Annotated in this window: 11 protein-coding genes; 8 read left to right on the forward strand and 3 right to left on the reverse strand. The window is 34.9% G+C overall.

Features of this window, described 5'->3' with window-relative positions; translation table 11 throughout:
• On the reverse strand, positions 1-165 hold a 165-nt coding region (locus BMX34_RS08995; RefSeq protein ID WP_143440761.1), incomplete at its 3' end, for a helix-turn-helix domain-containing protein.
• Positions 166-465: 300 nt separating this feature from the next.
• On the opposite strand from BMX34_RS08995, the gene BMX34_RS09000 reads away from it, so the two are divergent.
• Positions 466-858: a hypothetical protein gene (locus BMX34_RS09000; protein ID WP_143440762.1), complete on the forward strand. Its 393-nt coding sequence runs from the start codon at positions 466-468 to the stop codon at positions 856-858.
• A 223-nt stretch (positions 859-1081) separates the two neighbouring features.
• Here the strand turns inward: BMX34_RS09000 and BMX34_RS09005 are convergent, their stop codons facing one another.
• Both BMX34_RS09005 and BMX34_RS09010 read right to left on the reverse strand, forming a co-directional pair.
• A complete protein-coding gene (locus BMX34_RS09005) occupies positions 1082-3178 on the reverse strand; it encodes a heavy metal translocating P-type ATPase (RefSeq protein ID WP_092572695.1) in 2097 nt (698 codons plus the stop codon).
• 19 nt (positions 3179-3197) lie between these two features.
• Positions 3198-3647: a CopY/TcrY family copper transport repressor gene (locus tag BMX34_RS09010; RefSeq protein ID WP_092572696.1), complete on the reverse strand. Its 450-nt coding sequence runs from the start codon at positions 3645-3647 to the stop codon at positions 3198-3200.
• Between the two features lie 1467 nt (positions 3648-5114).
• On the opposite strand from BMX34_RS09010, the gene BMX34_RS09020 reads away from it, so the two are divergent.
• The 7 genes from BMX34_RS09020 to BMX34_RS09050 all read left to right on the forward strand — a co-directional run.
• Positions 5115-5459 carry a TIGR02328 family protein gene (locus tag BMX34_RS09020; protein ID WP_234971718.1) on the forward strand — a complete coding sequence of 115 codons (345 nt, stop codon included), beginning with the start codon at positions 5115-5117 and terminating at the stop codon, positions 5457-5459.
• A 199-nt stretch (positions 5460-5658) separates the two neighbouring features.
• On the forward strand, positions 5659-6726 hold the full coding sequence (locus BMX34_RS09025) for an alpha/beta fold hydrolase (protein ID WP_092572698.1): 1068 nt from the start codon (positions 5659-5661) through the stop codon (positions 6724-6726).
• A 10-nt stretch (positions 6727-6736) separates the two neighbouring features.
• Positions 6737-7504, forward strand: coding sequence for a glutaminyl-peptide cyclotransferase (locus tag BMX34_RS09030; RefSeq protein ID WP_092572699.1), 768 nt, complete (start codon positions 6737-6739; stop codon positions 7502-7504).
• A gap of 825 nt (positions 7505-8329) precedes the next feature.
• Positions 8330-9607: an ABC transporter permease gene (locus tag BMX34_RS09035; RefSeq protein ID WP_092572700.1), complete on the forward strand. Its 1278-nt coding sequence runs from the start codon at positions 8330-8332 to the stop codon at positions 9605-9607.
• A 9-nt stretch (positions 9608-9616) separates the two neighbouring features.
• Positions 9617-10273: an ABC transporter ATP-binding protein gene (locus BMX34_RS09040; protein WP_092572701.1), complete on the forward strand. Its 657-nt coding sequence runs from the start codon at positions 9617-9619 to the stop codon at positions 10271-10273.
• Positions 10273-11649, forward strand: coding sequence for an ABC transporter permease (locus BMX34_RS09045; RefSeq protein ID WP_092572702.1), 1377 nt, complete (start codon positions 10273-10275; stop codon positions 11647-11649). Before BMX34_RS09040 ends, BMX34_RS09045 begins: the two co-directional genes overlap by 1 nt.
• 136 nt (positions 11650-11785) lie before the next feature.
• The coding region (locus tag BMX34_RS09050; RefSeq protein WP_092572703.1) for an IS256 family transposase at positions 11786-12672 on the forward strand (887 nt) is incomplete at its 3' end.

The following is a 12672-nucleotide window of genomic DNA, read 5'->3' on the forward strand; positions in this document are numbered from 1 at the left end:
ACCCCGTTTGATTTCGTTATGAATTGTTTGGGGCGCCCGTCCCAGTATTCGCGCAATGGCTCGGTTAGAATAGCCTTGTTTTTTCAACAATTCAATTTGGCTCCGTTCTTTGAAAGATAAGTGTTTTGATTTGCGATTAGATGTGGTAAAGTGAGTTTGCGTCATGTAAATTCATCCTTCTTATATTTTTGTGTCGTGACTTAAATATAACATGAATTTACATGGCTTTTATTATTTTTTTAGCGGTGGCTAAGTTGATTATAAAATCCGCCTAGTTTTGTTAGTTTAAAAGATTTAAAAGAAAATTATAAATTAGATGTTTTTTCTCCTAAAAGATGTTCTAATTCAAATAAAAGAAGAGGTAACGAATCATATAATCACGATGGTCTTAGGTTAGAAGCTATAAATCACGAAGGTGGCGTTGATTCATACACTCAAGTTTTTTACAATGGGATTATTGAAAGCGTGGAAATTAGAATGATGAATCGAGTATCAAATAATGGAGATAGTCAACCTACAATTTATCGGTGGGATAGATTTGAAGAATATTTAGCGATAAAAATAAAAGAATTGATTGAAGTTATATTGGATTATGGTATAGCTAAGCCAATATATATTTTTGTTTCTTTATTAAATGTTAAGGGAAAAACAGCAACATTTGGTGAGTGGGGAGATCAAACTCCAGGTGGCCCATTAATGCAAGATATAATCAAAATAGTACCAGGTTATATATCACATGATAATAGTTTTTCAGAAGCGATTTTTCCTGTAATGACTAACTTAGCACATGTTTTTGGTTTTGAATATACGTCACTATATTTCCCAGATGGTGAAGTTGTGAATCATTATATTAAATAATAATATCAATACTTTAAAACCAACATTCAAAAATCAATCCAACTCTTAATAACAACACACGTGGAGACGGTGGTATTATTGTCAAGAAAATAGAAAAATAAGTTATAAAAGTGTTGAAATAGGTGGCTTTTAGAATTTTACAAAGAGCCAGTACTTACATCTCTTTTTTTCCTGTAAAACTATTGTATCTTGAAACTTTAAGAAGTTTCAATCATTCGATCTGTTAACCGTTATTTTTTGGATCTAAACTTAATAAAATAGCATTAATGGCGACGATGACTGTTGACACAGACATTAGAATTGCTCCTACTGCAGGACTTAATGTGATACCAATAGGGGCCAAAATTCCCGCAGCTAGAGGGATAGCTATAAAGTTATAGCCGGCTCCCCAAAAGAGATTTTGTTTCATTTTACGAGTTGTTTTTTGTGCTAATTCAATGAATGATTCAATATCTCCTGGATCGGATTGAGTCAATATGACATCTGCTGAATCCAATGCAACTTGAGTCCCAGCACCAACAGCTATACCAACGTCTGCCAAGGCAAGAGAAGGAGCATCATTGACACCGTCACCTACCATGATAACTTTCTTTCCCTCATCTTTAAGTGTTTTAACTAACTCATATTTGTCTTGTGGAGATTGATTTGATCTATATTCAATCTCTAAATCTTCTGCCGCGCCTTGAGCTGCTTTTTCATTATCACCTGTTGCCATAATTGGCTCTATATTGTTCTTTTTAAGAGCTTTAATTAACTCTTTGCTCGTTGGTTTTAATTCATCCCCTAAAGCTACAGCACCAATAGCATCATCGTTTTCTACTAAGACACTGAGAGTTGCTCCTTTTGGAATATCAATATCCAGATTACGTCCGTAGGCTTTTTGACTGATTAATTGGTAACGGTGCCCGCCTGCTTTACCCTCTACTCCGGCACCGGAAATCACATCAATCGAATCAAAAGATGTTGGACGTATATCTTGCTGCTCGGCGAAACTTATAATTGATTGAGCAATTGGGTGGCTAGATCCTCCTTCAATACCTGCCAATAAGGCAATGATTTCCTCTTTCTTATATTTGTTATTAAGAAGTTTTACATCTAATACTTTAAACTCACCAGTTGTTAAAGTACCTGTTTTATCTAAAATCATCACATCTGCATCTTGAGCTATTTCTAAGGCCTCACGGTCTTTTACTAGTAACCCACGACTTGCTCCTAAGCTCGTACTACGGGCAGTGACCAATGGAATAGCAAGACCCAATGCGTGCGGACAAGCAATAACTAATGTAGTAATAGTAAATATAACTGCTGTTGGCACATCTTCTATAACCATCCATGTTACAAAAGCAATTAGCGCGACAATAACAGCAATATAGAAGAGCCACCCTGCAACCTTTTGCGCAATATTTTCTGCCCTGGAAGGTTGACTTTGAGCTTGGCTAATTAAAGTCTGTACTTGAGAGATAAAGGACTTATCACCTGTCTCAAGCACTTTAATATAAAGAACCCCTTCTCCATTTGTTGAGCCCCCGATTACTTCATCGCCAGGGCCTTTTTTTACTGCTTTTGACTCCCCAGTTAGAAGAGCTTCATTTAAACGTGATTCGCCACGCTCGATAGTTCCGTCTGCTGGTACATTTTCTCCGGCTTGAACACGAATTAAATCACCTACCTTTAAGTCAGCAACTGGACGTGTTTCAATGGAATCATCTTCTAATACAACATGAGCATCTTTCGGCACTAACTTAGCCAATTCTGCTTGTGCATCTCCTGCTTCTCCAATAGTTTTCATCTCAATCCAGTGACCTAATAACATGATTAATAGTAATGAAGCAAATTCAAAGAAAAAGTCCATGACCTGTTCACTCGTTACGTAGCTAGTGATAACAGCATAAACACTATATAAATATGAAACACTTATACCTAAAGAAACGAGTGCCATCATTCCAGGTTCTTTTTGTTTAAATTCATCAACTGCACCTTTATAGAATGGACGTCCACCATAAATAATTAATATAGTAGATAAAATAGCTACTACAATATCAGAATATGGAAAAGTAAACTGTAATGGTAGTTCAAATCCATACATAGGGGATAAGAGCATAATAATGATTCCTAATGGCAATGACTTTAAGAATAGTTCTTTAAAGTTTCCGTGATGATGATGCTCATGCCCTCCGTGTCCGCCGTGCTCATGACCAGCATGATGATCGTGATGTTTATGGTCTCTTTGTTGTTCCGTTTTGCTATTGTTGTGTTTCAAGTGATCCATATCGCCGTGATTATGGTGACGGTGAGACGAATGTTTGTTGTTATTCTTCATTTTTAATTCCTCCTTATGCTTAATGATGATGTAAATGGCACTCGCATTGTCCTTCTGGACAATTGCAAGCCACTTCTTCTACTGCGAAAGATTTTTTCATCTCTAATATTTTTTCTAGTCGATCTATATCATCGAAGCTTAAGACATGATCTTCAATGATTCTTCCTATTACATTTCCGACTTTTTTTCGACAAATACGGTTAAAAATATCTTCTGCATAATCCCTTACGGCTTCTTTCTCTTCAATATTGGCAGTATAAATAAACTTTCTACCTTCTTGCTCTGTCTTTAGAACACCTTTTCCAACTAATCGACCTAAGATCGTTTTGATAGTGGATTGTGTCCAGTCCATTTTTTCTTGCAATATGGAGATGACTTTTTTACTAGTTACTCGATCATTTGCCCAAACTACACGCATGACTTCCCATTCAGCATCTGTGATATAAGTATTAAGTTCTATATTGCTAATTTTCCTCTCCTCCTTGTTGTCTACAAATGTAAACGAGCATACTCAAAATGAGCGTACTATTGTAAACGAAATATGTCAAGTCTTTTTAATAAATTTAAGCAAAGATTATTGCGTTTGTTTTCCAATTTATTCCCAGTACTATTTGTAAGGTTATCATTGATTTACATTTATCACTTTTGCAATTTCTAAAGTTTTAATCATAGTACCATTAAGAGTTGCCAGATATACTTGGAAAAAAGAGATATTCAGTATTAATAGGTAATGAAGAAAGAATAAAAGGAGTAGATATATTCCCAAGAACGAGGCTTTCCTAAAAATTTAAATTTTATCAATACTGACCACTCGAGCCATGTCGAGTGCGTAGTATTGATTGAAAAACTCAAGGGATAAACCGCTTAAGAACGGGGTCCTAGGCATATGATAGATGTCTAGACACCTCGTTTTTGGCTTGAGAGATAGAAATTTTGACCTGGAAGGTGATTTACCGAGGAAAAATAGAGGTACGTCTGGGGAAACAGGTCGATTGGAGTGATAAGGTGGAAAAATGATAACTGGTAACGTGATACAATTTAATGACTAAAAAGCCTTCATATAGCGGTTTTACTGGAGAGTAAAGGGGCAATATCAGGGCTTATTTAATAGTTGATTGGTAAAATAGCGGGAACTTTTTGTTATTTGAACACACTTGAATTTACTAAAGAAAATACTCCGATATTAAAAATAACTTAGCAATTGTGGAGACTTAGGCGGAGAGTGTTCTCCGTCCTAACCCTTCTTTCGTAAGTACGAAAGGGAATCTCAGGCTGGCGAATAGCTCACGTCTCGAATTTTTGTTGAAGAAGAGATCATTGATCTTATTCCTACTAGCGGAGATCAAACTTCAGGAATTTTAGTAAACGTTCAAAAGCGATAGATGATAATCAATTGATTAAAAAAACTGCTCAAGACTACTTTGGGTGATAAGGACACCACTCAAGACGAGAGGTGGGTTCATAATTAAGACTATGTTAAATATCCAACGTCTTCTTATATTTCTGTCCAACCACCATAGAATGATTGTTGATATTAGAGCCACCTTAGGTAATAAGAAAATAACCAAGTGAAATTTGAATCGAATAAAGCGCCAAGCAATAGCCATAAATATGTGATCAATACTTGTGTCAGTAAAATACCTAAAAATCGTACGAAACATCGCCCCCTATACTATGAATACATGTACCCTTCATTATAATAGACTAAACATTATTGATTATCATTTTCTAAGGCCTCTTTTTTAATCAACGAATGGATGTAAAGGACTGGATAGTGTGAATTCTATACCTAAGACTTCTTGCTTGATGTGCCAAAGCGATTTTAGTGTGTGTTATTGGTATGTCTAGGATTGGATAGAGTAGAATAAGAGGAAGACTTGTGAAAATAAAATAAATAGTATTAGGAGGGCGTATGAGACTTTAGCATCAGTGCTTAATTAATCGATTACCTCAGCATCAATTACTTGGTCAACACCGAGAATGTGCGGCCTTAAGGGGAAACGGCTGGGGCAAGAGACATGCGACGGTCAATTATGTATTTGACCATTCGCTATACTTATTATATCGATACCACTTATTAGTGATAGCTGAGATGGAGTCACGAGGTTATCAACCTAGTGCAGAATGGAAGGATAAGAACTATCGGGGAATGAATTGTAACCCTTATCGGGATTTACCAGAATGTGTCGTTAATCGTCCAATCTATCCAGAGCATGATCGTTATTACAAAGAAGAGTGCCTTAGCAATGAGCGATTGAAGGGAATGAATCTGGAAGACTAGGAGGTGGGCGTGTTAGTCATTACTGAAGCGTTGGTTTTCTGATGAGCTTTTGAATGGATTTATTCAGAACCTTGAAATTGACTGGATGGTTAGGTTTTTTATTGATTTTTATATGTTTAAATAAGTGGGTTTTATTTCATAGGCATTTTATATTTACTTGATAAGATTCAAGTATATTAAATAACGAAAGGAAATGTTTATGAAGAAAAGTATGTTAAAAATGATCTTAGTGAGTCAAATCGTTTTGACAGGAGGCATCTCCTCTCTACCTAACCTGTCCGTTTTAGCCCAGACACAAGAAACTACCAACCAAGCGCAAGAGTCAGCCCAAGAGGCTACCCATTCTTCTGATGAAGATAATTCCACGTCTGACAAAGAAGCTGAGAAGGATGAAATACCCACTGATCCTGAAGTGTTAAAACAAATGATCGAGAATTATGGGCAAAAAATCGAAGTAGAAGGTCATCAGATGAATGTCCTTGAACTAGGAAAAGAGAATAAAGGCAAACAAAAAACGTTAGTCTTTATGCCAGGTTTAGGAGAAGCCTCACAACCACTGACTCACAAGAACCTATTGGACCTTTTGGCTGAGAAGTATCATATTCTAGTGGTTGAACCTTTTGGTTATGGCTTGTCAGATGTAAGTCGACAAGAGCGAACGGTCGAGAATATAAATAGACAACTACATACAGCGCTTGAGAAAATGCAAGTATCAGAATATTTATTAGTTGCCCACTCCTTGTCAGGAATCTATGCCGTTAATTATGCACAAACTTATCCAGAAGAAGTTCAGGGTATTGTGGGAATGGATACAAGTACGCCAATGATGAATGGTTTCATGGATATACAGCATGAGGAAGCACCGGTGGATGATAGTGGTGTCGCTACCGATCTTCCAGAAATTCCTGATGTCGATGAAGCGGTTAATAAACAATACCAGTTGATATCTCAACTTAATTTGAATAATCCTGATGTTGCAGATGAGAGTAAGCGGTCTAATCAGGTTTTAATTGATGCCAAGGATGATAAGATTCCGAGTGGAATCCCTGCCTTATACCTCTTGGCACAGGATTCATATGAAGATATTGAGCTACGCCGTGAGTTTATGGATAAAATCACTATGAACTGGGAAGAGCAACATAAAGACCTCTCTGAAAATTCAGATGAAGTACAAACACATATCTTAGAAGGTGATCACCTTCTCTATATGACACAATACAAAGAAATGGCACGATTGATTGATGAATTCGTCAGTCAGCTTAAGTAAGGTGGTCTAGATGGACAAGAAAAAAATAACTTGTTTGAGCCTAGTCCTAATAAGTCTGTCATTCTGTCCGCGGGCTTGGGCGGGTGAAGTAGAACTTCTAGAGAAAATTAAAATCAATGAGGAACTCTTTACACAAGGCTTGGAACTGAGTCCCGACCATGAAATTGTGATGGGGACAGGTTTGAAAGGGCAATCTAAGATTGGTAAGTTTGACTTATCGACGGGAAAGTTAAAGGATACCCAGTCTCTGCCACATGACTATTTTGGCGAAGGGATTACTTATACTCCGGATGCCTTATGGCAATTAACTTGGAAAGAAAAGAAAGTCCTAAAACGAGACCCGAAGACCTTTGAAGTACTTGAAGAAAAGACGATCCCAACAGAAGGCTGGGGGATCTGTTATGATGCCCATAATGATGTGATTTGGAGATCCGATGGAACGAGTACCCTCTACAAGCATCATCCCAAAACTTTTGAATTATTAGGTCAGATAAGTATCAAAAATGGTAAACTGGCAGCTTCTAAATTAAATGAACTGGAATGGGTTGATGGCTATATTTTTGCCAACCGACTTTATCGTGATGAGATTTTCAAGATCGACTGCTCAAGTGCGGAAGTAGTGGATAAATACGATATTCGACCAATCATTGATCAAACTATGAATGACGAGGAATTAGCCAAGATCGATAGTTTGAATGGGATTGCCCATATCAAAGATCAAGAATTTTATCTTACGGGCAAGCTTTATCCTTATATTTACAAAGTCATCTTAAAATAGTTGAGTTTATGATGATTTCAAGGATTCAGCTCACAACGATGTTGTCTTAATTAGATGCTAGACCAAGAGGAAACGGGTGCTTCCTACTTGGTCTTTTTTTGTTTATAGAATAGACGAATCGTTTATTTGACCAATCTCATTATCTTTAAATGTGTATCTAACTTTGTATATTTAAGTAACGGTACAAATTCTTACCTATTACCAGCAGCAATACACGAAAAGAGTAAATGGGAATCGTTGTCCGTCTGATGAAGCTCATCATGAATCATCTGTGGCACAGTCCAATGATTTCAGCAATGGCTCTGATAGAATGCATGTGTTTTTCCAAAAATTCAAGGGGCCTCATCTCTATAAATGACATAATTTGACTTACTGTCAGATGAGCTAAAGTGAATTTTCATCATATAAATTCATGGATTATATATTTTTGTGTGGAATCTACAATATATGGCGAATTTACATGGATCTATATTTTTAACAAAGGCTTAGTTGCTTATATAATCTAACAAAATTTGGAACGTATATTTCATTAACGTTTCACAAAACATGGATAAGATATTATTGAATATAGTTAAAAGTTTCTATTTTACCAAAATTAAAGAAGGAAAAATTATGGAAAACATTGTTAAGGGAAGTATGAATACTTCTTAGGTTATGCTTGAGCTTATGTTTGTTTAATGCAGTAGTTGAATAAAATATCAAATGAATAGAGATTCAGTTAAAAAATAATAATTATCTATATTGTATCCCTTGTGGGCCATGCAGAAAGGCGGGCCAAGTGGATGAAATTAGATGTTCAGAAAAATAGAGAGGAGTCGTTAGCTAGTGATAAAAAATGCTATAGCATATATAACTAGAAAAAAAAATAGAACATTGATTATTTTTGTTATTTTAACAATAGTTCTTTCTTGCTTGTTTTCTTGTTTAACAATAATGAAATCAAGCAATGAAATCGAAAAGACTTTATATAAAAGTTCGAATTCTTCTATATCAATAACAAAAAAAGATGGCAACTATTTTAACATTAATCAATTTAAAGATATGGAAAAAATAAAAGAGATTGAAGAAAAAATAATTCAATTTGAGGAATTAGCAAAAGTAAATGATGCGAAAGTCGTTGACGGAGAACAGAAAATAAATAGAGATGACTTATCTGACGAATTTAAGAATGTTGTTTCAGTCGAAGCTACGAATAATACTAAAAGAAACATTTTATTTACTAGCGGAACATTTACAATGAGTGAAGGTAAAAACATAGAAGAGAATGATAAGAATTCGGTGGTTGTTCATGAAGCGTTTGCTAAAAAAAATAATCTAAAATTAGGAGATGACGTTGATCTTGAATTCATAGACATTGAAAAAAGCGGAAAAATAAAAAGTCATAAATTTAAAATTATAGGAATCTTTTCTGGTAAAAAACAGGAAACATATACAGGATTTTCTTCTGATTTTAGTGAAAATATGGTTTTTGTAGATTATTCAACAAGTCAAGGAATATTAAATAAATCAGAAAATAATAACATTGCACATAAAATTTTAATGTATTCTAGTAGTTTAGAATCTAGCGACCGAGCCTTAAAAAAAATTAAAGCACTTAAAATTGATGAATCAAGGTATTCCATTGAGAAAGATAATAATGCGTTTGAAGAGTCTATGGAGTCAGTCAGTGGAGTAAAACATATCATTAAAATAATGACGTATTCTATTATGTTAGGTGGGATGGTTGTTCTCTCATTAATCTTGATTCTATGGTTAAGAGAAAGAATTTATGAAATAGGTATATTTTTATCTATTGGAACAACTAAGATACAAATTATTTTGCAATTTATATTTGAGTTAATATTCATATCTATACCAAGTATACTATCCTCCTTATTTTTAGGGAATCTACTATTAAAAGTAATTGTAGAAGGTTTCATTAACTCAGAGCAGTCAAGGCCATTCGGTGGAAGTTTAATAAATAGTAGCAGTTATATGTTAAGTATAACCACCCTTGTAGAAAGTTATTTATTATTAATAAGTATTATGGTTGTATCAGTTGTCATTGCTTCCTCATTAATATTAATAAAGAAACCAAAAGAAATATTATCAAAAATAAGTTAGGAGAAAATAATGGATATATTAGAAATTAAGAATGTAACTTACAGTTATGCGAATTCTAAAGAAAAAGTTTTGTCAGGAGTAAATCAAAAATTTGAACTTGGAAAGTTTTATGCGATAGTAGGGAAGTCAGGAACAGGAAAATCCACACTTCTTTCCCTACTAGCAGGACTGGATAAAGCTCAAACAGGAAAAATCTTGTGTAAGAATGAAGACATAGAAAAGAAAGGCTATAGTCATCATAGAAAAAATAATATATCTTTGGTATTTCAAAATTATAATTTAATAGATTATTTATCACCGATTGAAAATATTAGATTAGTGAATAAATCAGTCGATGAGAGTATCTTGTTTGAACTAGGCTTAGATAAAAAACAAATAAAAAGAAATGTTATGAAATTATCTGGCGGACAGCAACAAAGAGTAGCTATTGCTAGAGCATTGGTATCAGATGCCCCAATCATACTAGCTGATGAGCCTACCGGTAATCTAGACAGTGTGACTGCTGGAGAAATAATTAATATATTAAAGGCACTAGCTAAAGATAGAAATAAATGTGTCATAGTTGTCACACATAGTAAGGAAGTAGCAGATTCTGCGGATATCATTTTAGAACTATGTGGTAAAAAGTTGAAAAAGGTAAACACAATGAATTTGGAGGTTGAATAATGATAAAAAATGCATTTGCTTATGTAACTAGAAAAAGCTTAAAATCGTCAATTATTACTTTAGTTATTTTATCTATGTCAACGTTAAGTCTCATTAGTTTATCTATTAAAGATGCCACAGACAGAGCTTCAAAAGAAACATTTGCTAATATAACGACTAGTTTTTCTATGGAGATAAATAGACAAGTAAATCCAGGAACACCTAGGGGAGGGGGAAATGTAAAAGGTGAAGATATAAAAAAGATATCTCAAATAGATAGTATAGACTCCTATGTAAAGAGAATAAACAGTGTCGCAGACCTAGTTGACCATGATATTATTGAAACTCAAGATACTCTTGCGAATCAATCACCTGAAAGAGCGAAGAATTTTCAAAGAACAGTCATGTTAACAGGGGTTAACGATTCATCAAAAGAAACAAAATTTATATCAGAAGCCTATAAATTAGTAGAAGGAAAACATTTAGAAAATGAAGATAAAAATAAAATTTTAATGCATAAAGATTTAGCGAAAAAAAACAACCTTAAAGTTGGAGATAAAATAAAAATAAAATCTAATTTATTTGATGCTGATAATGAGAAGGGTGCAAATGAAATTGTAGAAGTAGAAATTAAAGGGCTATTTGATGGCCATAATAGCGCTGGTGTCATTGCAGCACAGGAACTATACGAAAATACATTAATTACTGATGTTCATACAGCGGCTAAAGTCTATGGGAATACAGAGGATACAGCCGCATACCAAGATGCAACATTCTTTGTAAAAGCTGATAAGAATCTTGACAACGTCATAAAAGATCTTGGGAAATTAGATATAAATTGGATAGAATATAATCTGATTAAAAGTTCATCAAATTATCCTGCGTTGCAACAATCTATAACAGGTATCTACTCCATTTCAAACAAATTATTTTTTGGTTCATTAATATTTGCCGGACTTGTAGTTTCATTATTGCTATTCTTATGGATGAATACTAGGAAGAAAGAAATAGCAGTCTTACTATCATTAGGGATATCTAAATTAGAGATTTTTGGCCAATTTATAGTTGAGATGGTATTTATGATGATTCCAGCACTGCTTGGTTCTTATTTCTTAGCTCAATATACTGCGGATAAGCTTGGGAACAATTTATTGAATAAGGTTACTGGTGATATAGCTAAACAAATAGCTAGGCAATCTGCTTCTAGCCAATTAGGTGGTGGGGCAGAAGCTGAAGGATTCAACAAGACTCTATCAAGTTTGGATATCAATGTATTACCTAAATTCATCATTTATGTCCTTATATTTATGAGCTTAGTACTGCTTGTATCATTAATTATTTCTTCATTCAATATATTGAGAAGGAATCCAAAAGAATTATTGATTGACAATAATTAAAAACTTTCGGTGCTTTTTTGCACCGAAAGTCATAGTGTAAAATTTCTTGTGTAACCGCCGAGTCTTCATAGAAAAAGAGACCTCATTTCTGTAAGATTGTAATAACGACAAAACAATCAAAAACAGGAGGTCCCTTATGGAAGACTTTAACACAAAATTAGTGGCAGCACTAGCCCAAGGTAAACCCATTCATGAAATTTTTTGTCAGGCTCTAGAAGATGCAGTTAACCTATTGTTAGAGACCGAGAGAACGGTATTTCTTGATTACGAGAAATGGGACGTTAAAGGTTATAATACCGGCAATTCTCGAAACGGTTATGATTCACGCACATTAAAAACAGAATACGGCACCTTACAATTAAAAATGCCACGAGATCGCTTAGGAAAACTTGATCTAAAAACCCTTCAGTGCCTCCAAACATCGTCATCTCATTTAGAACAAATGATTATTTTAATGTACCAAAAAGGGGTCACTACGCGGGATATTTCTGAACTGATTGAAAAGATGTATGGACACCACTATTCGCCCACCACGGTTTCCAATCTCTCCAAAACCTTTGAAGCGGAGTTAAAGGCCTATCGCCAACGACCCATTCAAAAAGAATATGTGTGCCTCTTTTGTGATGCCACCTTTGTCTCAGTGAAACGCAATACGGTTTCCAAGGAAGCGGTGCATATGATTGTGGGCATTAATCCGCAAGGCTATAAGGAAATTTTAGATTTCCAAGTGTTTCCTACCGAATCAGCGCTCCATTATCGCGAAATGCTTCAAGATCTCAAAGAAAGAGGGGTTGAAAAAGTGCTTTTATTCGTCTCGGATGAATTAACCGGATTAGCGGATGCCTTAACCGAAGAATTTCCTCAGGCCATGCATCAAACCTGCTGGACCCATCTCTTACGAAGTTTTGCTTCGAAAGTCCGCGTAAAAGATCGCCAACATCTACTGACGGAACTGAAAGAGATTCCTAAAGCCAGTAGTATCGCAGAAGCGACCGAGCGCTTAAATCAATTTATACACCTCTG

The sequence above is a fragment of the Ignavigranum ruoffiae genome (assembly GCF_900110675.1).
Lineage (GTDB): Bacteria > Bacillota > Bacilli > Lactobacillales > Aerococcaceae > Ignavigranum > Ignavigranum ruoffiae.